Here is a 24,780-nt window from a genome sequence, read left to right as displayed (position 1 = left end):
GTTAATAAGTTCTTTTCGGTTATTTAGTTGTATCGAATATATTTGTAAGAAGCATTATTTCGAAAATTAAATTCACGGTAAATTCATGAAATTTATAGTATCAAGCACATATTTATTAAAACAATTGCAGGTTTTAGGAGGCGTTATTAACAACTCTAATACCCTACCTATTCTAGATAATTTTTTATTTGAATTAGATAATAGTACGCTTACTGTTTCTGCTAGTGATTTAGAAACCACAATGGCCTCTACATTAGAAGTAGAAAGTGATAGTACAGGTAGTGTTGCAATTCCTGCTCGTTTGTTACTTGATACCTTGAAAACATTTCCAGAGCAACCTTTAACTTTCGTTATTGAAGACAATAACACAGTTGAAATTAGCTCTAACCATGGTAAATACGCTTTAGCATATGCCGATGGTAATGAATTTCCAAAAGCGGTTGAATTAGAGGACCCTAGTAAAACCGTTGTTACAGGAGATATTTTGGCAACTGCTATTAGCAAAACAATTTTTGCTGCTGGAAATGATGATTTAAGACCTGTAATGAGTGGTGTATTCTTTCAGTTTTCTACTGAAGGCTTAACTTTTGTTGCTACAGACGCTCATAAATTGGTAAAGTATACACGCGAAGATGTAAAAGCAAATCAAGTTGCAGAATTCATTATGCCTAAAAAACCTTTAAACCTTTTAAAAGGGATTTTAGCTGCTAGTGAGGATGAAGTCACTATTGAGTATAACGATTCTAATGCGAAATTTACTTTTGAAAACTCTGTATTAATTTGTCGTCTAATTGATGGTAAGTATCCTAATTACGAAGCCGTAATTCCTAAGGAAAATCCTAACAAATTGACTATTGCAAGAAATCAGTTTTTAAGTTCTGTAAAACGTGTTAGTATTTTCTCTAACAAAACAACACACCAAATTAGACTTAAGATTGCTGGTGCTGAATTAAATATATCTGCCGAAGATATTGATTACAGTAACAAGGCTGAAGAACGTTTAACTTGTGATTATCAAGGTGATGATATGCAAATTGGTTTTAACTCTCGTTTCTTAACAGAGATGTTAAACAATTTGGGATCGGATGACGTTCAACTTGAAATGAGTATGCCTAACAGAGCTGGTATCTTAACACCAATTGATGGGTTAGATGAAGGTGAGCAAGTAACAATGCTTGTAATGCCTGTAATGTTGAATTCTTAACAAGTTTCTTTTGTGATTGCTATTAAAGTCTAAGCAATTCAAAACAAAGAGGAAGTTTTAAAATATGTAAACGGTAATCTTTTTAGATTACCGTTTTTTTTTACGCCTAATTGAACTTGTTCAACAGTATTATCATTTTTATTTAAGTAATTTATTTTCTACTAAACTAAATAAACATGATAAAAAATATTTTACTTCCTTCTAAATGTGCCTTTCTTCTGTTTTATTTGAATTCATTAGGGCTGCCTTTTACTTTACAAGCTCAAAGTAATACCGATGATTATAATTTAACAGCAGCAATGCAGCCTGTATCTGAAGAAAATAAGTTTTACGATAACGACTATTTTAATTGGGGATCAACCATTATAAAAGGAGACGATGGAAAGTATCATCTTTTTTATGATCAGATGCCCAGAAAACATGGATTTTTTTCTTGGTTAACAGATGGCATAGTATCAAGAGCAGTATCAGACAGTCCAACCGGACCATGGAAAAAAGTCCAAGAGGTATTAAAGGCCAGAGGCGGTAATTTCTGGGATCAGTACACTGTACATTGTACAAAAGCCTACAAATTTAACGGCAAATATTATTTGTATTATATGTCTACTAATTCTGGTAACATGGATTTAACTCCAGAACAACTTGAAGAAATTAGACATAAACCCTGGAAACACGACAATTTAAGAGGTATGCTTCGACTAAACCAGCGTATTGGAGTTGCCGTAGCAGATCATATAGAAGGGCCTTGGAAACGCTTTCATAGACCGATATTTGAACCCCAGCTTCCTATTGCAAATCAATCTAACAATGTTAGTGTTACTAAACGTCCAGATGGCGGTTATTTAATGATTATTAGAGGTGATCAGCCAGATCAACCATTTAATAAAATTGTTAGAATGCAAGCAGTCTTATTAGCCGATAACCCAATTGGTCCATGGAAAATGCAACCTAAACCTGTAGTTATAAATTATAACTCAGAAGATCCGGAGGTTTGGTACGATACGAAACGTAAACGCTACTACAATTTATATCATGCCTTTGGTTACATGGGAATGATTACTTCTGTAGACGGATTAAACTGGGAACGTGCTGAGAATTATAAAGTAGCTGACAAAGCCTATAAAACAACCGATGGTAAAATAGTTCCCGTGCATCGGTATGAAAGAATGGGCATTTATATGGAAAACGGAAAACCTTTGGTTATGACTGCGGGTATTCTAACAAAAGAAAATGGTGTAATTGATACACATTCCCTGTTTATTCCTTTAAAGCAGGATTAATATTTCGACTTAGCTAGTTTGTTATCCTAACTAAATGCAACCAGCAAAAGAGTTAAGTATTTCAACAAAGTAAGCCATAAAACCCAAAATGTGACTTTTGTTTCATATTGCCTTTTACAGATTTTGTATCTTTGAAATCTAATTATACTTTATGTCTTTTTCATCTGTAATTTCATATTCAGATATTGTAAAATAAGGTAGTCTAGAACTTAGACTATCACTTTTGAGACTTCGGAAACTCTTCCGAAGTGTATGACTATACACATATAATTTATCAAAACTATTTATTTTAAACACTAGCTTAAGCTACACTGTTTTTTCGGTTGGTTGCTTTCCTATGTTTTCAATAAATTTCAATACTAAGAAAATGAAATTACAACAATTAGGATATAATAAAGAAGTAGAACATCATTGGAATAAATCAGATCACGAAGAATTTATCTTGGGAAGGGTACTTTTGGTACATAAGGACAGGTATATCGTTGGAACCGAGAAAGGTGACTTGAGTGCTGAAATAACCGGAAATATGCGATATACAGCCACTTCTTCACTAGATTTTCCAGCGGTTGGAGATTGGGTAGCACTTATCGCTTATGATGCCTACACTTCTATAATACATAAAATATTACCACGACATTCTCTAATAACAAGAAAAGCTGCTGGTAACGCAAAACAGTCTCAAGTTATTGGCGCCAATATAGATTACGCCTTAATAGTACAAGAAGTTGGCAGAGACTTTAATATAAATAGAATAGAACGATACCTTGCTATTTGCAATACCTCTAACATACAACCAATAGTAATACTTAATAAAATTGACTTAATAGAAAACGATGCCCTTCTTTTACTTATAGAAAAAGTAAAACAAAGGTTAGGAGACATACCTATTTTAACTATTTCAGCATACAAAGAAAGCGCTTTGGTAGAACTCGAAAAGATTGTTTTAAAAGGAAAAACCTATTGCCTTTTAGGATCTTCGGGTGTTGGAAAATCAACATTAGTAAATGTATTAGCTAAAAAGGAGCGTATGAGCACAAAAAATATTAGTTCTCAATCTAAAAGGGGGCAACATACTACAACACATAGAGAACTTATTACTCTAAATGCTGGAGGAATTTTAATAGATACTCCTGGAATGCGTGAAATTGGTATGGATAGCTCTAACGGTATGCAAAAAACGTTTGAAAAAATCATCCATTATTCCCAATTCTGCAAGTTTAATGATTGTAGTCATACAGTAGAATTAGGATGTGCTGTTAAAGAGGCCATTCAAAAAGGAGAATTACATATAGAAACTCTTGAAAACTATCTGAGGTTGGAAAGAGAAAAAGAACATTTTGAAGAGAGTATTGCTCAAAAGCGCAAAAAGGATAAAGATTTCGGAAAAATGGTAAAAAGAATGAAGAATATAAAAAAACGGTAATATTTAAAACTCTATAAAAAAAGGGCTCACCTTACGGTGAGCCCAAAACTTATCTCATACTAACTAAACTAACTAATAAAAATTAAGAGATAAAGATCTATATTTTACGTATTCTTTTTAAAACTTGGTATCAGGATTCCAATAACTAAACCTAAGGAGGCTCCAAAACTAGACCCCATTGTTAATCCAACAGCTATATTATCTGTTAAAGTTCCTACAATAAGTCCAATAGAACTTCCTAGTGAAGAGCCTATTACAAGTCCCCAAACCATATAATTTGAGCTATTCTTCTTTTTTTCACTCATTTTAATTCAAAAAATTAATGGTTAACGGATAACTAGGCGATTCGCCATTACTAGCTTTAATAGCGTTTATAATTGGAAATATAAATGAAAAGATACCTAGAACAATAAACCCTAATATGCCTAAACCAAATAGTAATATTAAAGGCACACAAATAATGCAGTAAATTATTAAACTTAATTGAAAATTTACAATACTCTTGCCGTGTGCATCCATTTGATAAACCTTCTCTTTTTGGGTAATCCAAAGAATTAAAGGAACAATTAAGCTACCAAACCCTGTAATAAACAGCAGTAATTGGCTTAAATGTGTAATTACTATTAATTGATTGTCTTGTCGCATCATTGTATGGTTAATTTTTGATTGATTACCTATATGACGCAACATAATAGAAAATGTTACAAAACTTTTTACAACTACTATTCTAAGAAGATAAAATAGGGAGAACAGGAACCACCAATCCCTCTTTTGAACTAACAAAAACGCTAAACTACATCTAAAACTACACCAAGAAAGGTATAATCTAAATTTCATTTAACAGTGGCTCCTACCATTAACTACTCTAATTTAATGATTCTAATAGAGAATTTAATTAACATAGGTTAATTAAATTTAAAATCTACCACTTAAAAACCACATTATCAGCAAATTGAAAAAAAGCCTTACAAAGTTTCTTTGTTTAAAATTAGTAATGGTAATTGGCAGGAATACGCTATTTCTTCTTCTGTAAAATTCTTAAGAAGATATTCTAAAAAGGAGTGGTGTTTTTTTACTATGGATAACATACCAATATTATCATATTCTTCTTTGGTTTTAATAGAATTTAAGATGCCTTCACGTTCTGTTTCAATACTTCTATGAGATACTTTGTTAAAGTATAAATCAAAAAAAGTATGGTTATGGATATACTCTTCAGAATTTGTATCATTTGTTAAGTGTAAAATTGTTAAATCGGCTGTAGAAATTGTAACAAGATCTTTTAAAGCCTTTAAAGTTTCTTTATCATATAAGGTGATGTGGTTAGTTACAAAACCTATTTCTTTAAGTGCATTAAACTCGCATTCACTTGGTATTGCCAGTAAGGGCGTATCACAATTACGCATAACTCGTACTGTATTACTTCCAAATAAAATTCTACTTAATCCAGAAGCTCCTTTTGTACCCATTACTATTAAATCTATGTTGTATTTCTTAACCATTTGGTTTATAGAATCCATAAAATTGTCATAATCAACAATAGAGTGAAATGAATGCTTCTTATTGTTATGTTTAGTTTTTATGTTAGAAATAACATTGGCTATAGATTTTTTAGCTGCATCTATAAGTGTATTATAAATTGTAGTGGTAGACGATACTACCATCATATCATCAGAAATAAATGCGGAGGCTTTTTGCACATTCAAAACATAGAACTGGCAATCTACTTCTTTAAATAATTCAACAGCATAATTGATAGCATTTAAAGAATTTTTAGAAAAGTCTGTAGGTAATAAAATTGCTCTCATCTTAATACAGGTTTGGTTGTAAGTAAATTTACCCCGTAAACCAGGCTAAAACAATGATAATTATCAGTTGAACAACTTGTTATACGATCTTATTAAGAAAAATTAGCAAATTCATACAAAGCATTGTATTTTCGGCACAATAAATGTTTAACCAAACGTTATAACCATAAACTATTTTTATGAAGCGTTTCTTGCCTCTTTTTGCTTTATTACTGTCTTTTACAATAACCTCACAAAATAATGCCGTTGCTGCCGGAGAAAAACTTGTTTATAAGGCTACTTACAATATGTCTGGTATTTTAAATGATATTGCCCAAGTTACTATGGAAACAAGTAACGTAAAAACATCAAAAGCGACTTTACTTAAATTAAAATGTACAGCAGCAACTTATAGCAATTGGGATAGCTTCTTTAAGATTAGAGACCTATACGAAAGCTATGTTAGCCCCAAAACACTAACGCCATTTTTATACAAACGTAATATAAACGAAGGGAGTTATTTTAAGGCAATGAAATACACGTATAGCCATAAAACAAAAACTATAAAGTCTGTACAAACGAAGAAAAAAAATAATATCCAAAACAAATCTTTTAGCTTTAAACCAGGCTCTAGAGATATTGTTGCTTCCTTATATAAACTTAGACTACTAGATTTTGAATCTATGTCTATAGGCTCTAAAAAGGTATTTACAGTAATTTTTGATAGAAAAGAAACTCAAGGGCAGGTTACCTATTTAGGAAAAGAAACTATAAATACAGCTATTGGTAGAAAAGAATGCTATAAAATAGCTATTGGTTCTTCCCAAACAGACGTTTTAAAAGGTACCAAAAGTAATTTGTTATGGCTGACTGCCGATGGTAATAAAATTCCTGTTTATGGAAAATTTAAAATCCCTGTTGGAAATGGCGAATTAAAAATTAAATCCGCTTCAGGCTTAAAACATTAAGAAATATGAAAAAGACCTTCACAATATTAGCAGTAATTGCATCTGTTTTTGCAATTATACTTGCTGTTTTACCTGCATCAAATCTTGCTATTATTCCCTCTGTCTTAGCCTTAGTTTTTGGCTTAGTTGCCTTTTACTTATCTAAAAAGACTGGACAGGTAAAAAAAATAATCCAATTTTCTTTCCTTTTAACAATTATGGCTTTGGCTTTAACCACCTATAAAGCCGTATTTACTGAAACAAAACTTGAAAACACAAAAGAACTAGAAGCTACAGAAACTAAATCTGAAGAAGAAGCTATTGAAGAATTGGAAGAAATTGATTTTGAGGAATCTGAGCTAGAAGATGTAGAGATTTAATGTAAGTTTTTTTGTTCTTATTTGTATCTTTGGTGCGTAAATTAGCTATTATTTAGTTTTTACCAAACAAAATTAAATGTTTCAGACTCCCTAACTCTGAACTAAAAACTTGAGAGATTCTTAAACATGAAAAGCTTCCTAACGCTATCTGTATTAACTTTGGTAGGTACTTGCTCAACACCTAAATTCACTCAAAAAATTCAAAATATTAAAGATAGTATTACTCTAGTTGATAGTGTAGAGGTAATTAAATATGCTAATAAAATTACAGTAGAAGAGCTAAAAACACAGCTTTATCGAATCTCTTCTGATGAATTTGAAGGTAGATCTCCTGGTACAATTGGACATAAAAAAGCTGAAAAGTATGTTATAGACTTTTATTTAAATGAAAATATTGAAGGGGCCTATGGTAAAAGACAATACATTCAAACCGTCCCCGCAGAATTCTTTAGTGATAATACACCTAAAACAAATAACGTACTAGGTTTTATAAAAGGATCTGAAAAGCCTGAAGAAGTGGTAGTTTTATCTGCGCATATTGATCATATAGGTTTTGATAAACATGGTAATGTAAATAACGGAGCAGATGATAACGGCTCTGGTACCGTTGCTATTCTACAAATGGCACAAGCATTTAATTTAGCCAAAAAGAATGGTTTAGGCCCCAAGCGAAGTATACTTTTTGCGCATTTTACAGCGGAAGAAATAGGGAAAAAAGGTTCAGAATATTATGCGCTACATCCAGCATTTCCAATTGAAAATACGGTTACAGATTTAAATATGGATATGATTGGAAGAATTGATGATTACCATAAAACTAATAGTAACTATATCTACGTTATTGGCTCTGATAGACTCAGCAAAGACTTGCATTATATTTCTGAAAAAGTTAATAATGCTTATTTTAATATTGATTTAGATTATAGGTATAATGCCTTAGATGATAATAATCACTATTTCCAAAGATCAGATCATTATAACTTCGCAAATAAAGATGTTCCTGTTATTTTCTATTTTAATGGTGTACATGATGATTATCATAGACACACCGATACAGCAGAAAAAATAGATTATAAACTACTACAACGACGTGCTCAGTTAGTGTTTGCTACTGCATGGCAAATTGCCAACCAGGACAGACGAATTGTTCTAGACCAAGACAACACTCTGTTAAATTAACCTCAACAAAACCTTTAAATAAGGGCTTTTTTTGTATTATAGCATGAAATTGAGGATTACCAATGCAAAGAATACTAGTGTTTATATGTGCTACTTTTTTAGTAACTGCTTGTAGTACATCAAAAAATAAGAAAAAAGATAAAGAAAATAGTCCTGCTAAATACGCTAAAACAATTACGGCTGAGGAGCTAAAAGAAATGCTTTATACCTATGCTTCTGATGAATATGAAGGCAGAAAAACAGGTGAAGCAGGACAAAAAAAAGCAATAGAGTTTATTAAAAATGCCTATGTTGAAAATAAGATTCCATCTCCTTTAGGCGATGGTGATTATTTTCAAGAAATACCAGAATCTTACTTTCATGGTGGCATCAAAGCTTCTGAAAATGTGTTGGCATATATAAAGGGCAGTGAAAAACCTGAAGAGCTTATAATCATTTCTGCTCATTTAGATCATATAGGAATTTCAAAAAGTGGCGAGATTAATAATGGAGCTGATGATGATGGTTCTGGTACTGTTGCCGTTTTAGAGATAGCAGAAGCATTTAAAGCTGCTGTAAATAAAGGGTATGGACCTAAACGCTCTATCCTGTTTTTACATGTAACTGGCGAAGAAATTGGTCTTTTTGGTTCTAGATATTACGCAGATGTAGACCCCATTTTTCCTTTAGAAAACACTGTGGCAAACTTAAATATAGATATGATTGGACGTATAGATCCTAAACATCGAGGTAATCCAAATTATCTATACCTTATAGGTTCCGACAGATTAAGCAAGGAGTTACATGAACTTTCTGAGCAGGTAAATAAAGAATATGTGAATTTAACGTTTGATTATAAGTATAATAAAAAGAATGATCCTAATCGTTTTTATTACCGCTCAGATCACTACAATTTTGCAAAACACAACATACCTGTAATATTCTACTTTAATGGCACACATGCAGATTATCATAGACCAACAGATACACCAGATAAAATTGAATATGAGTTATTGGCTAAAAGAACTAAGTTAATCTTTCATACCGCTTGGGAATTAGCCAATAGAGAAGAGCGTATAAAAGTAGACTAATAGAAACGTAAGTTCAGGGTATAAAAATTTTGGTTTTCAGAAAGTTGCTTAAGCTTAATAATTAGTTTTTAATATTCTAAAACTCTATTTTAAGTTTTTCCACTACCTGTTTCTTGTAACTAATTCCTATTGGAATTTCAATAGTATCAATCTCAATATCATGAGCGGTAAAAGCGGTAATCTTATCTATGTTAACAATATAAGATCTATGTATTCTTAAAAAGTTATTTGGCAATTTTTTTTCAAAATCACTAATCTTAAACTTGGTGCTTATGCTTTTATCTTTAGTATGTACTTGAACATAATCTTTTAAACTCTCAGCATAGAGAATTTCAGAAAATAAAACTTTATGCAATTTTTTATTCACATTTATCACTATAAAGTTCTTATTGTTAGACTCTGGTGTTTCTGTTTTTTTACTATTTTCTTTAAGTTCAATAGTCTTAAAAAACTTATTGATAGCCTTAAAAAACCTATCAAACGCAATTGGTTTGAGTAAATAGTCTACAACATCAAATTCGTAACTTTCAATGGCATATTCTCTATAAGCTGTGGTTAAAATTACCTTAGGTGAATTGTTTAATGATTTCAGAAACTCCATTCCTGTTAATAAAGGCATTTGTATATCTAAAAACATTAAATCAACCTGTTGAGATTTTAAAACACTAAAGGCTTCAATAGCATTATTACATTTAGCAATGACTTCCATATTAGGAATTTTAGCTAAATGTGTTTCAATTAGTGAAATTGCAAGTGGTTCGTCATCAATAATTATACATTTTATTATCACAAATTCTATATTTAGCTTTTACAAACTTATTCTGAGTTCTATTTTATAACTATTGTTATCTTCAATAATATGTAATACATGTTCCATAGGATAAATTAGATGTAGCTGATTTTTAGTATTATTAAGTCCAATTCCATCTTTGTATTTAGTATGGTCATTTTTAGTGATACCTGGTTTTGTGTTTTTAACTGAAAAATGCAACTGATTTTCTTTAACCATTAACTCAATTTCTATTTTAGGCTTTGTTACCGTGCCACTAGCACCATGTTTAAATGCATTTTCAATAAACGAAATTAAAATTAAAGGTGCTAGCTGAGTTTTTAAATCGTCTACTTTTGTTTCAAACATAATCTCTAACCTATTTCCGTAACGGAGTCTTTCTAAATTAATATAATTTTTAATTAGTTTAATTTCATCTTCAATTGACACCGTTTTTTCTTTGCATTTGTATAAAATATAATCTAACATTTCTGATAATTTAAGTACGGTCTCAGACGCCTTATCAGATTTTTGCAGTGTTAGCGTGTAAAGATTATTTAAAGTGTTGAACAAAAAATGGGGGTGAATTTGAGCTTTTAGAAAATTTAATTCTGCAGTTATCTTCTCTTTTTCTAATAATTCTCTTCTATTCTTCTCTTCAAACCGTTCTTTTAAAAGCTTTATACTAACAAATAAGAATACTGGTAAAAAAACCCTATGGAAAAATTCTTTGTATAGCCTCTCTAAATCTGTAGCTATTTCTAATATAGATTCCTGTTTAAATGGTTGTTCCCTATATATACCTTCAACAACATGTACAACCAAAATACGGGCCAGCCCAGAAAAAATATAAGTACATAGCAAAAAGAACGCCCCAAATAAAATGTATTGTTTTTTGTATAAGAACTTTGGAATTAGAAAATAACTTATAATGTAAGCTGCAAAAACTTGTGGAAGTAAAAGAATTACATTACGATTAAAAAGACTACTTATTGGGGCAAACTCGTTACTCATTGCCAGTGTATAAAAGACTAACAAGCTTATCCAGAATACAAAATGGTTTATCCATCTTTTTTGCTTCATAACACTCAATTGCGCCTTCATATACTTACTCTTAACCTTTATTACAGATTCATAAAACTAAGGATAAATATGATTTATTATGCGTTAAATGATGAATTACTATTAACTACACCTAAATACTATAAAACTAGTCCTGAGTTTAAATCATCTATAGATATACCTTATTTGTACTCAGTAATAAAACATACTTAGGTATAACAACAATGAAGTGTTTTCAACTCTGATATTTGCTCTAAACTAATTTTTAAAATATTAAATTATGAATACATTAAGTCTTGTCAATAGCATTATAACCCTAGCTTTACTAATAAGCCAATCCTTTAATTTTAATAAAACTACTGAGAATATTAAAATTAAAGAGGGCACGGGTGTCTTTCAAATTATGGGAGGTATGGGGCATGAAAATGATACCATTAACATTCATTATTATAAACCAAAAAATTTTAATTCTAATTCCAAAATTTTAATGGTTATTCCAGGTTCAGGGAGAAATGCTGATAGTTACAGGGACTCATGGATTACAGCTTCTGAAAAACATAACGTATTAATCATTTCTCCATCATATAAAGAAAAGAATTATTCTTATGAAGATTATCATTTAGGAGGAATGGTAAAAGATATTAGTAGAGCAGGTTTTTCTTTTGTAAAAAACTCAAACCATGTTATTATGAATGAAGATTTAGTAAGATTTAGTATAAATCTAGATTCAAAATTATGGATTTACAATGACTTCGATCGTATATTTAAAATTGTAAAAAAGGCTGTAAATTCTAATCAAACAAATTATGATATGTTCGGCCATTCTGCTGGTGGGCAAATTTTACATCGCTTTGTTTTAATGCACCCAAAATCTAAAGCTCGCACTATACTTGCTTCAAATGCTGGATCTTACACTATACCCGATTTAAAAACTGAATTTCCGTTTGGAATAAAAGGTATGAATTTAAACCTAAAGAAATCTCTAAAGAAAGACCTCGTGCTTTTTTTGGGAGAATTAGATAATGCCAATGAAACAGGGGGACTACTTTTAAGATCTAAAACTATTGACAAACAAGGACTTCATAGACTTTCAAGAGGGACTAATTTTTATAATAAAGGAATAAAAATTTCAGAACGGTTAAATCTTAAATGTAATTGGAAAATAGAAATTGTACCTAATATAGGACATAACCAAAGACTAATGGCTAAAGCAGCTGCAAAATATCTTTATGAACACAAATAGTTATATTGATATTTAATTCCCACAAAAAAAGCCTTTCGAAATCGAAAGGCTTTGTCTTTTTGGGTGGAAGATCGGTCTCGAACCGACGACCTCCTGAACCACAATCAGGCGCTCTAACCAACTGAGCTACAACCACCATGTAAATACGTTTTTATAACGCGAGTGCAAATGTAACAGATTTAGGTTTTTCTACAAAACCTTTTTCAATATTTTAAACAAAAAATATGCCTTTTTACTTTAAATCAAATAGACTATCAACCGCAGCATAACGTTCTACATTAAACCCTTCGGCATACTCCACTCCTATTAATCTGCCTAAGTCTCTGGCTCTATATTCCACACTATCAGTAAAGTTCTTACTAGAAATTGGAGTTTCTGGCTCCTTACTATTGGCATCAAAAAATTGGGTTTTATAAGCTAAAACCGCTTCAACTTTTTTATCAATAAAACCTGTAACATCAACAACAAAATCTGGTTCTAAATGTTTCCATTGTATGTAATGGTATACATGTTTAGGCCTCCATTGCTTTTGAACAACACCATTAATATCTGTTTCAATTTTAACTAAACCGCTTAAAAAACAAGCATCACTAACCAATTTACTTCCTTTACCATGATCAATGTGTCTATCGTCAATGGCATTACACAATACGATATCGGGTTGATACTTTCTTATGTATTTAATGATTTCTAATTGATGCTGTTTGTCATTTATAAAAAAGCCATCTGAAAATCTAAGATTTTCCCTCACTGCAACACCTAAAATTTTTCTTGCCTCTTCTGCTTCAATATCTCTTGTTTCCGCGGTACCTCGTGTTCCAAGTTCGCCTCTAGTTAAATCTATAATTCCAACGTTCTTTCCTTTAGAAATTTCTTTAGCTATGGTGGCTCCACAACCTAATTCTACATCATCAGGATGCGCTCCTATGGCTAAAATATCAAGTTTCATTTGTTTATTTTTTGACTAAAAAAGTAAAATTAGACTAAACCCTAAGCTAGTTTATCAAAATTTTAAGAATTAAATGGGATAATAAAAAAACATTCTTTTAAAGAAATTACATTACCCTTAAAACTTACCATTACGAAAACGTCTTCGTTAATACTTTCCTCAGTTTTTATAGGATAAATATAACAATTATTAAAAAATCAATGCATTCTTCAAAGTATGACTTTAGTCATGATTGGTCGTTCTATTGGGTAGTAATTTTACACCATAAACAATACACAAACACTCAAAAAATTTCAGGTATGTATTTAATGTTATTCATATTAGTTGTAACCATAGGACTCTTTGTTTGGGGTAAGTTTACACCAGATATTGTTGCTCTTATATCTATGATAAGTTTATTCCTTACAGGAATATTAACAGCAAAAGAGACACTTAGCGGTTTTAGCAACCCAACGGTTATTATGATTGCGGCGCTCTTTATTATAGGAGAAGGTATTGCCCAAACTGGTTGGACAGCACTAGCTGGTAAAAAGTTTGTAGAATGGGCAGGTAAGAGTGTTCCCAAATTGTTAGTTATTGTAAGTTTAGGAGCTGGGGTTTTATCTGGTTTTGTAAGTAATACTGGTACCGTGGCTACCTTAATGCCATTAACTATATCTTCTGCTTGGAGTATAGGTACATTACCCTCTAAGATGTTAATGCCTGTAGCCTTTGGCTCAAATACAGGTGGGCTTTTAACCCTTACTGGTACACCTCCAAATATTATTGCAAGTAATGCATTAGTTGAAAACGGATTTGAAGGCTTCTCTTTCTTTGAATTTGCCCTTATTGGTGTGCCTCTTTTAATTATTGCTCTTATCTACTTTAGGTATGTAGCATATAAATTATTACCTAATAACAAAACCAATAACAAACCGGTAAACATAGAATCTACATTACACAACTGGATTGAAGCCTATAAAATAGATGACGATTACTACAGACTACGTATTAGATCTTTATCTCCAATGATTGATACTAAATTAAAGAAGTGGGACTTAGAGAAAACATATAATGTTACTGTAATTAGATTGAAAAGAAGACACCCTAATGTATTAAAAGGTATTCATCAGTTTGAAGAGTTCCCAGATTTAAATACGGAGCTGAGATATCATGATATAATTACTGTTAAAGGGGATACGGAATCTATTAACAAATTGATGATTAGATTTAGATTGGGGCTATTACCTCTAGAGCCTGTAACCGATGAGTTAAAACACAACCTTATTAACCAAGAGGTTGGTATGACAGAAGTTATCGTAAACCCAAATTCAATCTTTGTTGGAAGAAAATATAAGTTAGGCGATTATTTTAAAAGATTTGGTATTCAGTTATTAGCTGCTTCTAGAAATAACAAACCTTTATTAGATAAAGAATTTAAGGTAAAAGCAGGTGATGCATTCCTTTTAAGAGGAAGTTGGGATAGCATTGATGAACTGAAAAAGCAGCATGAGAACTTAGTTATTTGTGGTAGTCCAGAAGGCATGGCTAAGAACGTTGAAAATCTAAATCACAAGTCTTATATAGCTCTGGGTTCGCTTATTTTAATGATTATTTTCATGGTATTTAAAATAGTGCCTGGTTCTATAGCTGCCTTAATTTCTGCTGGAATTATTCTTCTTACAGGATGTATTCCTATGGCAAAAGCTTATAAAGGCATCAGTTGGATAAGTGTGGTAATGATCGCAGCTATGATTCCAATGGGTATAGCACTACAAAAAACAGGAACAGCACAGGTGATTGCAAATGCATTGGTAGATTATTTAGGTGCTATTCACCCTGTATTACTATTGGGCGGTGTATTCTTATTAACCACAACTTTTAGTCAAGTAATTAACAATTCTGCCACAGCCGTATTAATGGCTCCAATAGCAATTTTGGCAGCAAATTCTTTAAACCTGTCTCCAGAACCATTTATGATAGTTGTTGCTATAAGTGCATCTACAGCATTCTTAACGCCTATTGGTACAACAACAAATGCAATGGTTATGACTGCTGGTGGTTATAAGTTTATGAACTACCTAAAGGTTGGAGCACCTTTATTACTATTATTCTTAATCGTGTCAATGGTACTTGTACCTATGATTTGGCCATTTTAAAAATACAGATAAAATGAAAAAGCTAGTAATTCCATTAATTATTATTTTGAGTTTTAATACTAATATTTCAGCTCAAACACCAGTTGAAGATCAATTAGGCTCATGGTTTACTTATGGCGGTACTTATAAAATTTCAGATAAGTTTAGCGTTAGTAATGTTGTACAGTCATGGCATTATGAAGTGGCACAAAACTTCAACTTTTTATTTACAAATATCGCAGTGAATTATCATGTTAGTCCTAAGTTAACGACATCTTTCTCTTATGGTTGGATGGACATTGACAATGGTTTTAACAAAGTTGGTGATCATACTTATGAGAATAGACTTTATGAACAAATAGGCTATAAGCATAAGATTGCTAAACTTCCAATAGATCATAGATTTAGATTAGAACAACGTTTTTTGGATAGACCTGTACCGAGAGAAGATGTTATGCATAACCGTTTTCGATATAGACTAGGTACCAAGGTTACTCTTAATAAAACATTCTTTTTAAGATTTAATAATGAGTACATCTGGACCATTCAAACCAAAAAGAACGACGGTTTTGATGAAAATAGAGCATATGGAGCATTAGGTATCAATATTTTCAAATCTGCCAATATTCAGGTTGGTTACTTAAATAGAAAAATTAAAGGCATGAACTTACATAGACTTCAGTTTAGTCTATTTTATAAAGCAGATTTAAGAAGTAAGCCTCAAAAAATAGCATCTCTTAATAAAAAGACCAAGCAATAATTCGAGATTGCTTATTGCTTGTTCCCATATTTATAACCTTAATCGAAGTGGCATTTAATTTCTTTAATGCCACTTTTATTGGTCTTATATGATCCTTTTTAGACACCAATGAGCTATACCAAAGACATTGTTCTTTAAACAAAGAACTTTCATAGGTGTAATTTTTAAGAAAACTCAATTCTCCTCCTCTACACCAAAGTTCGTTATGTTTACCCGCAAAATTTCTTGTTAATCTATCTGAAGTTTGCCCTAGTCCTTTCAATTTTCTGGTAGTAGCATTAATGGCTTCCTGTTCTGACTTATAAAACGGAGGATTGCAAATTGCTACTGAGAATCTATCTGTTTCGGTTAAAAGACCTTTTAATATATACCTGCTTTCCTTTTGGAATCTTAAGGAAATATGTTCGTTTAAGTTATTTTTATTGATAATTTCTTGGGCATATCTTAAAGAAACCTCATCAATATCCGAACCAGCAAATTTCCAGTTATAAACTGCATGCCCCAAAATGGGATAAATACAGCTGGCACCAGTTCCGATATCTAAAACCTTTACATCCTTAGATATTTCAGAATCATGCAATACATCATTAACATAATGTAAATAATCTACCCTTCCAGGTATTGGCGGACACAAGTTTTCATCAGGAAATTCCCAAAACCTAACATTATAATACTTAAATAATAATGCCGTATTTAAAGCTTTAACAGCTTTAGGGTTTCCAAAATCTATAGTTTTCGTCTTATATTGATTTTCAAACACAAACGAAGACAATTCAGGATAGGATTGACATAAAGTATCAATGTTATATCCTGAATTGTGTTTGTTGTTTGGATGGAGTTTGTTAGTCATCTTACACCTTCACAGTTTTCCAGTTTCCTTTTTTAAACCAAATAATAGCTACAATAGCTATTAAGATTTCAGCTAGGGTAATTGCCCAAAACACACCCTTAGGTCCAAAGTCTAGCGTAATGGCCATACCATATGCAAAGGGTAATTGGAACAACCAGAAACAAACAAAGTTAATTTTAGTTGGTGTTTTTGTATCGCCAGCACCATTAAAAGCATTAATAACCACCATAGCATAACCATAGAAAATATAACCAGCAGCCATTACGCGTAAGCATAAACTACCCGCTTCTACAACACTGGGCGTCTTATTAAATAAGGTTATTATTTGAGGAGCAAATACTAAATATATTAGAGACACAAGCCCCATAAACAGCGCACTATACTTTCCGGTTTTCCAAACGGATTGTTCAGCTCTATCTGGTTTTTGAGCACCTAAATTCTGCCCAACTAAAGTTGCTGCGGCATTACTCATACCCCAAGCAGGCATTAAGGTAAACATCACTACTCTAATTGCAATAGTATATCCCGCAAGAACCTCGCTACCAAATTCGCTCATGATGCGCATTAAAAACACCCAAGAAGAGGTACCTATTAAAAATTGACCAATCCCCCCTAGAGACACCTTAATTAAATTAAACAAGATACCAACCCTAAGTACCAGATCTTTTAGACCTATCTTAATTTTACTATAACCATAAAATAGAATGGCTAATTGAAATATCACAGCAACACCTCTACCAATAGTAGTAGCAATGGCAGCTCCCTCAACTCCAAATGCAGGAATTGGCCCTAAACCAAAAATAAAAATAGGGTCTAAAACTATGTTTAATCCATTTGAAAGAATAAGCACTTTCATAGCTACAGAAGCATCACCTGCACCTCTAAAAATGGCATTAATTAAAAACAACAGCATAATGGTTACGTTACCACCTAAGAGGACTTTGGTATAGCCATAACCTTCCTCAATTAAATCGGGTTCACCACCCATTAATTGAAGTATTTCTTTTGGATATAAAATACCTATTACACTTATTATTGCGGCTATTAGTATACCAACAAAAATTACCTGAACTGCTGCATCTGAAGCACCCTTATAATCAGTTTCACCAACACGTCTTGCAACTACAGCAGTTGCTGCCATACTTAAACCTATGGCCACGGCATAAATTAATGTAATAACCGATTCTGTTAGACCTATTGTAGCAACAGCATTAACACTTACTTTTGAGACATACATAATGTCTACAATTGCAAATATGGATTCCATGAGCATTTCTAAAATCATGGGAATAGAAAGCATAAAAACAGCTCTCCTAATACTGCCCGAAGTAAATTCCTGTTCCTTACCTGTTACAGCAATTTTAAAATAATGTATAAATTGTTTGAATGAAATTTTATTTGATTGCATCTTGAGTTTATTATAAATAGACATGGTTAAAGACAATAGCTTTAACACTTTTATTTGCTGAAGAGTATCAGCTAAAACCTGAAGTTAATTTACACAATCATGTTACAAAGGTGTTTAAATTAATTGAAAATACAAAATGAAATTTTAGGTAGCATTTCTGATTTGATTTATATTCGCCAAAAAAGATTAAGATGCTAAAAGCAGTTATTTTTGATATGGATGGGGTAATCATTGATAGTGAACCCTTACATAATAAAGCCTACAACGATATGTTTAATGAAGTAGGTATTGAAGTTACAAGAGAACTTTATGAGTCTTTCACTGGGCAATCTACCATTAATATCTGCAAACGCTTATGTGATCATTTTAATTTAAAACAAACTCCTGAAGCGTTAGTAGCTTTAAAAAGAAAATATTATAAGCAGTTTTTTGAAAGTGATTCTGATTTAACTTTAATTGATGGTGTTTTAGATTTAATTAAGGATTACCACAACAATGGGCTCACTTTAGTTTTAGGATCATCGGCTTCAATGGGAGGAATTAATCAAATTTTTGAACGTTTCGATTTAAACCAATACTTTAAAGCCAAATTAAGTGGTGCCGACTTAAAGGAGTCTAAACCTAACCCAGAAATATTTATTAAAGCTGCCGAAGCTGCTGGCGTTAAAAGAGAGGAATGTATTGTTATTGAAGATTCTACTAATGGTGTAAAAGCTGCACATGCTGCTGGAATTTATTGTGTGGGTTATGATAGCTTTCACTCTAAAAACCAAGACTATTCTAAAGCCAATAAAGTTATTAATGATTTTACCGAAATTAGCTTTGATAAGATTAGTAATGAATTGGTGTTTGCTAATTCAAATTAAGTTATTATTCCGAATTAACTTTATTTAGCACATAAAACAAAAAAGCAACCTAAATAGGTTGCTTTTTAAATATATACGAGTTTGTTTTTTAAACATGTAATGGTCTATTATCCGTAGCCGCTAACGCTGCTTCTTTAATAGCCTCGGTAAATGTTGGGTGCGCATGAGACATTCTCGAAATATCTTCGGCACTAGCTCTATATTCCATAGCTACAACGGCTTCAGCAATCATATCTGCAGCTCTAGCTCCTACCATATGAACACCTAAAATTTCATCAGTAGTTTTATCTGCTAATACTTTAACAAAACCATCAATATCCATACTAGCTCTACTTCTACCTAAAGCACGCATAGGGAATTGACCTGCTTTATATGCTATACCAGCTTCTTTTAATTGCTCTTCAGTTTTACCAACAGCTGCAACTTCCGGCCATGTATAAACTACACCTGGAATTAAATTATAGTCAATATGTGGTTTTTGTCCAGCTAAAGTTTCAGCAACAAACACACCTTCTTCCTCAGCTTTATGTGCTAACATTGCACCCTTTACAACATCACCAATAGCGTAAATATTAGAAGCGCTTGTTTGTAAATGATCGTTAACCTCAACTCTACCTCTCTCATCTAATTTAACACCAGCAGCTTCGGCATTTAATCCATCTGTATAAGGACGACGTCCAACACACACTAAACAGTAATCACCTTTAAATTCTACTTCTTCACCTTTCTTATTATCTGCTTTTACTACAACCTCATCACCAACACGCTCTACAGATTTCACTTTATGTGATGCATTAATTTTGAATTTTTGTTTCTTAAGAACTTTGTTTAACTCCTTAGAAACTCCTGCATCCATAGTCGGTAAAATTCTATCAGCATACTCAACGACGGAAACTTCAGCTCCTAAACGTTTGTATACTTGACCAAGCTCTAAACCAATAACACCACCTCCAATAACAATTAAATGCTTTGGAATCTCTTTAAGTTTTAAAGCTTCGGTTGATGTTATGATTCTCTCTTTATCTATATTGATGAAAGGTAAGCTAGAAGGCTTACTTCCTGTTGCAATAATGGTATTTTTTGCTTCAATTTCAGTAGTTTCTTCGCCAGCAACAGTGATATGCGTGGCATCTTTAAAACTACCAATACCTTGATAAACGTCAATCTTATTCTTCTTCATTAAGAAATCTATACCACTAGTTGTTTGGTCTACCACAGACTGCTTGCGCGCAATCATTTTTTCAAGGTTAACCTTTATATCACCAGGAATATCAATTCCATGCTCTTCAAAGTGTTTTATAGCATCTTCGTAATGGTGTGAAGAATCTAATAACGCCTTACTAGGAATACATCCTACATTTAAACATGTACCTCCTAAAGTTGCATATTTTTCAATTATGGCGGTTTTCATTCCTAATTGCGCACATCTAATTGCTGCAACATATCCACCAGGACCTGAACCAATAACGGCTACATCGTATGAATTCATATATAGTTTTTGGTATTTAAAAATTGGAAAACCAAAAATACAAATGTTTTATGGTAAGGCAATAAAAAAAAGAATTTATCAAATAGAATTATGTATACTGTAAATAAGCTTATTAAAAATAAAATAAAAAACAGTTAGTACAGTTTAAATTGTGTTTCTTTTAAGCCAAGTGATTGTAAATAAGATGTAACTTCTAAAGCTTCATCTCCTCCCTTATTAGCATGATGTAACAATGTAAGTCCGTGAGGTCCTTTAGCATTTAAGAGTGCCGGATTAAAATCTAACATAGGTTTTAGAATATCTAATCTCCCAAAAAGGGCCGCAGTAAAAATATTTGCCTGAGCACCATTATCCAGTAGGTATTTTGCAATTTCCTTATTTCCCATGTGGCTGGCAGCACCTAGGCCTGTTTCAAAATCGCCCCTTCTCCAGTCATGAGCGGCGTTTAATAAAGTTGGATGTTCTTTAAGTAATTCTTTAATCATATCGAATTTGCCATGACATCCTCCAACAAATTTTTTAACTAGAGCCTTATCTAGTTTTGGCTCTTCTTGATTTTGAGAAAAAGCAAAAACCGAAGTTGCCGGAATTACTAATGACGTAATTCCAAGTGTTTTAATAAACTGTTTGCGTTCCATTGTCTTTTTTTTTTGATTGAAGTTAAATTTAAAAAGAAGGAACGCTGATCTGTATTAGTTTAACAAAGTATTATGTTAAACTTTATGTTTTGCCTAGTTTATTCAGTACCCAATCAAGTTCAGGGTCTTTACCTTCTTGCCTATCCTTTATAGTTGGTAATATTTCAACATCTGGTTTTATACCATATCCATCTGGTTCCTGTCTGTAAGGTGCTTCAATTTGCATTAAGCCCATTCTTACCCTTAATCTTGTTTCTGGCAACCTATATATTTTATAAATACCTGCAACACAACCGTTATAAGCCCCACCAGTTTCTTCTCCAACAAATGTAGCTCTATTAGTTGCTTTTAAATGTGTTGAGATAAGGGATGACGCAGAAAACGAATTACCATTAATTAACACATACATATTCCCTTTGTAATTTAAAGGATTTGGCTTCTGCACTTTAGACTCTCCAAAACTATAGTAATACTTTCCGTTTCTCTTTTTAGTATGCAATACATTATGCATGTAAATTAAAGGCGATACTACGCCTCCCAAAACCTTTAAACTATTTGGAGTTGTATTACTCATTATCATCTTAAAAAATGGTGCTCTACTATTCACTTCACTTTCTAAAATAAACCGATACTCTTTATCTGTTAAATAGGAATAAAGTTTGTCTATTTCCGCAATACGTCCTCCGCCATTATCTCTTAAGTCTAGTATAAAGTTTTCGGTTTTAAGCGAGTCCATTAGTGCAAAACTTTCTTTATAAAATCGTTTATAATTACCGTTGCTAAAACCTCTAATTTTCATGTAAGCCACACTACTGTCTTTACCAATAAGGCTAAACTTTCTTGTGTATTGCTTTTTAGAAGCTATATAACCATATTTTCTATTGTCTTTCCTTCTTTTTCTTTTAGCCAATCGTCTTTGTTGCTTTTCAGACTTGGTCAATTTTTTAGGTTTTATCTTCTTTAAAGAATCTTTTGGGATTTTCAACTTACGTGTATCCTTTTTAGCAATACGCCTTAAGGTTTTAGTAAATAAAGAATCGTTTTTTCTGAATTCTATTTTTAAACTATCAACAAAGCCTTTATCCTTATAATAAAATGTGGTAAACCCTTTGCTCACATATCTATTGTGTAAAGTAGTGTTATAACCATCTGAAGCAAAACGCGTTTTAAATCGTTCTGTTAAATCTTGAGCGGTTTCACCATCAATACTCACAACTTCACACCCCACCAAAGTAGAATCTTTACCTCTGTTTGCCTTTATCCAAAGCTTATTATTTAAATATTCAAAGTCTAGTTTATAAAACTCAAATTTCCTTTTTATAAGTTCTTTTCTCTCTTTCTTTTTAAATCGTTTACCAGCAGATCCTACAGATACATGCCCTTGCCTAACACTTGCAACAACTGGAGCTAGCTTTTTATAAAAAGCCCTAGAATTCATCGGTGTTTTAATGGCATTTTTTAAGCTGTCGAACTTAAATTTTAAATCTTGCTCGGGAGTATATTGATATAATTTAGGGTGGTGCTTTTGTAACTGCTTAAACAACTTATCAATATCGCTTTGTAATGCTTCAACAGAATGCTGTTTAGATATTTGCGCATTGTACGTTTTAACACTGGTGCAAGAAGCTAGTTGAATTAAGATAAAGGAGATAAGAAGGCATTTTTTCATAAACTTGAATAAAGAACTTTAGCTAAAATAGTTGTAATTCTATGTTTTAGCTAAACATTACACAATCTTTAACTTTTAAATGAATGAAACGAAATTCAAAATCATAAAATTATGTACTTTTGCTCCCCATGCAAAATAAGGTCAACATACTTAACAAAAAAGCGCGCTTTCAATATGAAATATTAGATAAGTACACCGCTGGTATTGTATTATCGGGTACCGAGATAAAATCTATTAGAAAGAGTAAGGCTTCAATTGCCGAAAGTTTTTGTGAATTTAATGACCGTGGTGAACTTTTTGTTGTTAATATGACAGTAGAAGAATACAGTCATGGCACCTATTACAACCACAAACCGAAAGCTACTAGAAAACTGCTTTTAAATAAAAGAGAGTTAAAAAAACTTCAAAAAGAAGTCCAAAATACTGGACTTACTATTATTCCTTTAAAATTATTTATTACCGATAAAGGCTTTGCGAAACTAGATATAGCTCTAGCTAGAGGTAAAAAACTATATGATAAACGCGAAACAATTAAGGACAGAGATAATAAGCGTAATCTAGATCGTATTAAAAAGAACTTTAAATAATTTCCAATGTTCTTGGGAATGCCGTAGTCTGCCTAAATCCTTAAAAATTTAAGACGCGCTTAACCTTATAACTGGGGTAAATTCATTAATTTCATTTTTTATTATTTTATAGAACAATGAAAAACACCTTTATTTTAGCATTCGCTTTACTTGCCTCCTCTTTTATTCTTGGACAGGAGAAATCTAAAGAAAAACCACAAAACACGCCAAAACTAGATACTACAAAAGTCTATACTATAGATAATATGATTAAAACGCTTTATGGCAGTATCTCTGGTGAAAAAGGAAAAGCAAGGAATTGGAAACAATTTAAATATTTATTTCATAAAGATGCAAAACTCATTCCTTCGGGTGAGAATAGAGAAGGCGATTTTAAAATTCGCTATATGTCGCCAGATGATTACATTAAGAGCTCTGGGAAATGGTTAGTTCAAAATGGGTTTATTGAAAAGGAAATACACAGAGAAATACAGCAATTTGGTAACTTAGTTCATGTGTTTAGTACTTATGAATCATACAAAAGTGCAGCTGACGAAAAACCCTTTATGAGAGGCATCAATAGTATTCAATTGTTATTTGATAACAACCGTTGGTGGATTGTTAATATTTATTGGACTAACGAATCTCGTTATAATCCAATACCAAAAGCTTATTTACCAAAACTTGGTGTTAAAAATGAGTAAAACCAATTACTTGAATGCTACTGAAGAAGCTGGAAAAACGTTTTATTTAAGTGATATATCTGGCTCTTTTATTATGCTTAACCTTTTAAGCTTTAAAGAGGTTGCAGATTATTCCAATTTTAAAACCATAGCGCCTAAAGAAGACATAACTGGAGCAGAGGCTTATCAACTTTACATTGAGAATACACTACCTTTTTTAAAGGAAGCTGGTAGTGAAGTAATTTTTAAAGGAAAAGGAGGCCAATTTTTAATCGGTCCGGAATCTCAAAAATGGGATCTAGTGCTTCTAGTAAAGCATAAGAATAAAGAAACGTTTTTAAAATTTGCAACTAATAAAGAGTACTTAAAAATTGCTGGTCACAGAACGGCAGCTTTAAAGGACTCTAGGCTTTTACCAATAACCCAAGACACCTATTAAAT

Annotated in this window: 25 protein-coding genes and 1 tRNA gene; 14 read left to right on the top strand and 12 right to left on the bottom strand. The window is 32.0% G+C overall.

The annotated features are described in order from the left end of the window. Positions 1-85 precede the first annotated feature (85 nt). From dnaN to rsgA, 3 genes are all read left to right on the top strand, one after another. Positions 86-1,204, top strand: a complete 1,119-nt coding sequence (gene dnaN / locus FUA24_RS18710; RefSeq protein WP_148544590.1) for a DNA polymerase III subunit beta — start codon at positions 86-88, stop codon at positions 1,202-1,204. 176 nt (positions 1,205-1,380) lie between these two features. Beyond that, on the top strand, positions 1,381-2,484 hold the full coding sequence (locus FUA24_RS18705) for a glycoside hydrolase family protein (RefSeq protein WP_148544589.1): 1,104 nt from the start codon (positions 1,381-1,383) through the stop codon (positions 2,482-2,484). Positions 2,485-2,851: 367 nt separating this feature from the next. Next, positions 2,852-3,907, top strand: a complete 1,056-nt coding sequence (gene rsgA / locus FUA24_RS18700; RefSeq protein WP_148544588.1) for a ribosome small subunit-dependent GTPase A — start codon at positions 2,852-2,854, stop codon at positions 3,905-3,907. Between the two features lie 104 nt (positions 3,908-4,011). On the opposite strand, the gene FUA24_RS18695 is transcribed toward rsgA, so the two are convergent. The 3 genes from FUA24_RS18695 to FUA24_RS18685 form a co-directional block, all read right to left on the bottom strand. Next, positions 4,012-4,212, bottom strand: coding sequence for a hypothetical protein (locus FUA24_RS18695; protein WP_148544587.1), 201 nt, complete (start codon positions 4,210-4,212; stop codon positions 4,012-4,014). Position 4,213: 1 nt separating this feature from the next. Beyond that, entirely contained in the window at positions 4,214-4,552 is a 339-nt protein-coding gene (locus FUA24_RS18690) for a DUF4870 domain-containing protein (RefSeq protein ID WP_148545011.1), read from the bottom strand. A gap of 320 nt (positions 4,553-4,872) precedes the next feature. Continuing rightward, positions 4,873-5,715: a universal stress protein gene (locus FUA24_RS18685; protein WP_148544586.1), complete on the bottom strand. Its 843-nt coding sequence runs from the start codon at positions 5,713-5,715 to the stop codon at positions 4,873-4,875. Positions 5,716-5,894: 179 nt separating this feature from the next. On the opposite strand from FUA24_RS18685, the gene FUA24_RS18680 reads away from it, so the two are divergent. The 4 genes from FUA24_RS18680 to FUA24_RS18665 all read left to right on the top strand — a co-directional run bounded on the left by FUA24_RS18680 (position 5,895) and on the right by FUA24_RS18665 (position 9,270). Continuing rightward, positions 5,895-6,662 (top strand): DUF3108 domain-containing protein, encoded by a 768-nt coding sequence (locus FUA24_RS18680; protein WP_148544585.1) that lies wholly within the window; start codon positions 5,895-5,897, stop codon positions 6,660-6,662. A 5-nt stretch (positions 6,663-6,667) separates the two neighbouring features. Beyond that, a complete protein-coding gene (locus FUA24_RS18675; protein WP_148544584.1) occupies positions 6,668-7,021 on the top strand; it encodes an FUSC family protein in 354 nt (117 codons plus the stop codon). Positions 7,022-7,147: 126 nt separating this feature from the next. Next, complete coding sequence (locus FUA24_RS18670; protein ID WP_148544583.1) at positions 7,148-8,200, top strand: M28 family peptidase; 1,053 nt, start codon at positions 7,148-7,150, stop codon at positions 8,198-8,200. A 62-nt stretch (positions 8,201-8,262) separates the two neighbouring features. Beyond that, a complete protein-coding gene (locus FUA24_RS18665; protein ID WP_148544582.1) occupies positions 8,263-9,270 on the top strand; it encodes a M28 family metallopeptidase in 1,008 nt (335 codons plus the stop codon). A gap of 76 nt (positions 9,271-9,346) precedes the next feature. On the opposite strand, the gene FUA24_RS18660 is transcribed toward FUA24_RS18665, so the two are convergent. Both FUA24_RS18660 and FUA24_RS18655 read right to left on the bottom strand, forming a co-directional pair. Further along, positions 9,347-10,060 carry a LytR/AlgR family response regulator transcription factor gene (locus tag FUA24_RS18660; RefSeq protein ID WP_148544581.1) on the bottom strand — a complete coding sequence of 238 codons (714 nt, stop codon included), beginning with the start codon at positions 10,058-10,060 and terminating at the stop codon, positions 9,347-9,349. 18 nt (positions 10,061-10,078) lie between these two features. Continuing rightward, positions 10,079-11,122 (bottom strand): sensor histidine kinase, encoded by a 1,044-nt coding sequence (locus FUA24_RS18655; protein WP_187388326.1) that lies wholly within the window; start codon positions 11,120-11,122, stop codon positions 10,079-10,081. Positions 11,123-11,381: 259 nt separating this feature from the next. Between FUA24_RS18655 and FUA24_RS18650 the strand changes: the two genes are divergently transcribed. Then, a complete protein-coding gene (locus FUA24_RS18650; RefSeq protein ID WP_246147095.1) occupies positions 11,382-12,344 on the top strand; it encodes a hypothetical protein in 963 nt (320 codons plus the stop codon). A gap of 61 nt (positions 12,345-12,405) precedes the next feature. On the opposite strand, the gene FUA24_RS18645 is transcribed toward FUA24_RS18650, so the two are convergent. Further along, positions 12,406-12,481: transfer RNA gene (locus tag FUA24_RS18645), tRNA-His, on the bottom strand. Positions 12,482-12,576: 95 nt separating this feature from the next. Next, the gene (bshB1, locus tag FUA24_RS18640; protein WP_148544579.1) at positions 12,577-13,293 is read right to left on the bottom strand and encodes a bacillithiol biosynthesis deacetylase BshB1; all 717 of its coding nucleotides are present in this window, start codon (positions 13,291-13,293) and stop codon (positions 12,577-12,579) included. 200 nt (positions 13,294-13,493) lie between these two features. Here bshB1 and FUA24_RS18635 point away from each other — a divergent pair, with 200 nt between their 5' ends. Together FUA24_RS18635 and FUA24_RS18630 are read left to right on the top strand one after the other, a co-directional pair. Continuing rightward, positions 13,494-15,431 carry an SLC13 family permease gene (locus FUA24_RS18635; protein WP_246147093.1) on the top strand — a complete coding sequence of 646 codons (1,938 nt, stop codon included), beginning with the start codon at positions 13,494-13,496 and terminating at the stop codon, positions 15,429-15,431. A 13-nt stretch (positions 15,432-15,444) separates the two neighbouring features. Beyond that, positions 15,445-16,170 carry a DUF2490 domain-containing protein gene (locus FUA24_RS18630; protein ID WP_148544578.1) on the top strand — a complete coding sequence of 242 codons (726 nt, stop codon included), beginning with the start codon at positions 15,445-15,447 and terminating at the stop codon, positions 16,168-16,170. Here the strand turns inward: FUA24_RS18630 and rlmF are convergent. Next, positions 16,148-17,020, bottom strand: a complete 873-nt coding sequence (gene rlmF / locus FUA24_RS18625) for a 23S rRNA (adenine(1618)-N(6))-methyltransferase RlmF (RefSeq protein WP_148544577.1) — start codon at positions 17,018-17,020, stop codon at positions 16,148-16,150. The two genes, FUA24_RS18630 and rlmF, sit on opposite strands and share 23 nt — an antisense overlap. A gap of 1 nt (position 17,021) precedes the next feature. After that, on the bottom strand, positions 17,022-18,428 hold the full coding sequence (locus tag FUA24_RS18620; protein ID WP_148544576.1) for an MATE family efflux transporter: 1,407 nt from the start codon (positions 18,426-18,428) through the stop codon (positions 17,022-17,024). Between the two features lie 191 nt (positions 18,429-18,619). On the opposite strand from FUA24_RS18620, the gene FUA24_RS18615 reads away from it, so the two are divergent. Further along, positions 18,620-19,294: an HAD family hydrolase gene (locus FUA24_RS18615; RefSeq protein ID WP_148544575.1), complete on the top strand. Its 675-nt coding sequence runs from the start codon at positions 18,620-18,622 to the stop codon at positions 19,292-19,294. Between the two features lie 88 nt (positions 19,295-19,382). Here FUA24_RS18615 and lpdA read toward each other — a convergent pair whose 3' ends face one another. From lpdA to FUA24_RS18600, 3 genes are all read right to left on the bottom strand, one after another. Then, complete coding sequence (gene lpdA / locus FUA24_RS18610) at positions 19,383-20,783, bottom strand: dihydrolipoyl dehydrogenase (RefSeq protein WP_148544574.1); 1,401 nt, start codon at positions 20,781-20,783, stop codon at positions 19,383-19,385. Between the two features lie 134 nt (positions 20,784-20,917). Then, complete coding sequence (locus tag FUA24_RS18605; RefSeq protein ID WP_187388325.1) at positions 20,918-21,421, bottom strand: ankyrin repeat domain-containing protein; 504 nt, start codon at positions 21,419-21,421, stop codon at positions 20,918-20,920. A gap of 82 nt (positions 21,422-21,503) precedes the next feature. After that, on the bottom strand, positions 21,504-23,090 hold the full coding sequence (locus FUA24_RS18600) for a S41 family peptidase (protein WP_148544573.1): 1,587 nt from the start codon (positions 23,088-23,090) through the stop codon (positions 21,504-21,506). Positions 23,091-23,218: 128 nt separating this feature from the next. On the opposite strand from FUA24_RS18600, the gene smpB reads away from it, so the two are divergent. The 3 genes from smpB to FUA24_RS18585 all read left to right on the top strand — a co-directional run bounded on the left by smpB (position 23,219) and on the right by FUA24_RS18585 (position 24,778). Next, positions 23,219-23,677 carry an SsrA-binding protein SmpB gene (gene smpB / locus FUA24_RS18595; protein WP_148544572.1) on the top strand — a complete coding sequence of 153 codons (459 nt, stop codon included), beginning with the start codon at positions 23,219-23,221 and terminating at the stop codon, positions 23,675-23,677. 116 nt (positions 23,678-23,793) lie between these two features. Next, entirely contained in the window at positions 23,794-24,360 is a 567-nt protein-coding gene (locus FUA24_RS18590) for a hypothetical protein (RefSeq protein WP_148544571.1), read from the top strand. Beyond that, positions 24,353-24,778 (top strand): DUF1330 domain-containing protein, encoded by a 426-nt coding sequence (locus FUA24_RS18585; protein WP_148544570.1) that lies wholly within the window; start codon positions 24,353-24,355, stop codon positions 24,776-24,778. Before FUA24_RS18590 ends, FUA24_RS18585 begins: the two co-directional genes overlap by 8 nt. Positions 24,779-24,780: the final 2 nt, after the last annotated feature.

The sequence above is a fragment of the Seonamhaeicola marinus genome (assembly GCF_008085455.1).
This window is presented reverse-complemented; position numbering and strand designations above follow the sequence as displayed.

What these genes read in the sequence shown, in the direction of transcription:
- FUA24_RS18615 (WP_148544575.1), top strand. Translation starts at nt 18,620, where the DNA reads ATGCTAAAAGCAGTTATTTTTGATATGGATGGGGTAATCATTGATAGT.
- rsgA (WP_148544588.1), top strand. Translation starts at nt 2,852, where the DNA reads ATGAAATTACAACAATTAGGATATAATAAAGAAGTAGAACATCATTGG.
- FUA24_RS18635 (WP_246147093.1), top strand. Translation starts at nt 13,494, where the DNA reads ATGCATTCTTCAAAGTATGACTTTAGTCATGATTGGTCGTTCTATTGG.
- FUA24_RS18620 (WP_148544576.1), bottom strand. Translation starts at nt 18,428, where the DNA reads ATGCAATCAAATAAAATTTCATTCAAACAATTTATACATTATTTTAAA.
- FUA24_RS18675 (WP_148544584.1), top strand. Translation starts at nt 6,668, where the DNA reads ATGAAAAAGACCTTCACAATATTAGCAGTAATTGCATCTGTTTTTGCA.
- FUA24_RS18680 (WP_148544585.1), top strand. Translation starts at nt 5,895, where the DNA reads ATGAAGCGTTTCTTGCCTCTTTTTGCTTTATTACTGTCTTTTACAATA.
- FUA24_RS18630 (WP_148544578.1), top strand. Translation starts at nt 15,445, where the DNA reads ATGAAAAAGCTAGTAATTCCATTAATTATTATTTTGAGTTTTAATACT.
- FUA24_RS18690 (WP_148545011.1), bottom strand. Translation starts at nt 4,552, where the DNA reads ATGCGACAAGACAATCAATTAATAGTAATTACACATTTAAGCCAATTA.
- FUA24_RS18695 (WP_148544587.1), bottom strand. Translation starts at nt 4,212, where the DNA reads ATGAGTGAAAAAAAGAAGAATAGCTCAAATTATATGGTTTGGGGACTT.
- dnaN (WP_148544590.1), top strand. Translation starts at nt 86, where the DNA reads ATGAAATTTATAGTATCAAGCACATATTTATTAAAACAATTGCAGGTT.
- FUA24_RS18600 (WP_148544573.1), bottom strand. Translation starts at nt 23,090, where the DNA reads ATGAAAAAATGCCTTCTTATCTCCTTTATCTTAATTCAACTAGCTTCT.
- FUA24_RS18655 (WP_187388326.1), bottom strand. Translation starts at nt 11,122, where the DNA reads ATGAAGCAAAAAAGATGGATAAACCATTTTGTATTCTGGATAAGCTTG.
- lpdA (WP_148544574.1), bottom strand. Translation starts at nt 20,783, where the DNA reads ATGAATTCATACGATGTAGCCGTTATTGGTTCAGGTCCTGGTGGATAT.
- FUA24_RS18670 (WP_148544583.1), top strand. Translation starts at nt 7,148, where the DNA reads ATGAAAAGCTTCCTAACGCTATCTGTATTAACTTTGGTAGGTACTTGC.
- bshB1 (WP_148544579.1), bottom strand. Translation starts at nt 13,293, where the DNA reads ATGAAACTTGATATTTTAGCCATAGGAGCGCATCCTGATGATGTAGAA.
- FUA24_RS18585 (WP_148544570.1), top strand. Translation starts at nt 24,353, where the DNA reads ATGAGTAAAACCAATTACTTGAATGCTACTGAAGAAGCTGGAAAAACG.
- FUA24_RS18665 (WP_148544582.1), top strand. Translation starts at nt 8,263, where the DNA reads ATGCAAAGAATACTAGTGTTTATATGTGCTACTTTTTTAGTAACTGCT.
- smpB (WP_148544572.1), top strand. Translation starts at nt 23,219, where the DNA reads ATGCAAAATAAGGTCAACATACTTAACAAAAAAGCGCGCTTTCAATAT.
- rlmF (WP_148544577.1), bottom strand. Translation starts at nt 17,020, where the DNA reads ATGACTAACAAACTCCATCCAAACAACAAACACAATTCAGGATATAAC.
- FUA24_RS18590 (WP_148544571.1), top strand. Translation starts at nt 23,794, where the DNA reads ATGAAAAACACCTTTATTTTAGCATTCGCTTTACTTGCCTCCTCTTTT.
- FUA24_RS18705 (WP_148544589.1), top strand. Translation starts at nt 1,381, where the DNA reads ATGATAAAAAATATTTTACTTCCTTCTAAATGTGCCTTTCTTCTGTTT.
- FUA24_RS18650 (WP_246147095.1), top strand. Translation starts at nt 11,382, where the DNA reads ATGAATACATTAAGTCTTGTCAATAGCATTATAACCCTAGCTTTACTA.
- FUA24_RS18685 (WP_148544586.1), bottom strand. Translation starts at nt 5,715, where the DNA reads ATGAGAGCAATTTTATTACCTACAGACTTTTCTAAAAATTCTTTAAAT.
- FUA24_RS18605 (WP_187388325.1), bottom strand. Translation starts at nt 21,421, where the DNA reads ATGGAACGCAAACAGTTTATTAAAACACTTGGAATTACGTCATTAGTA.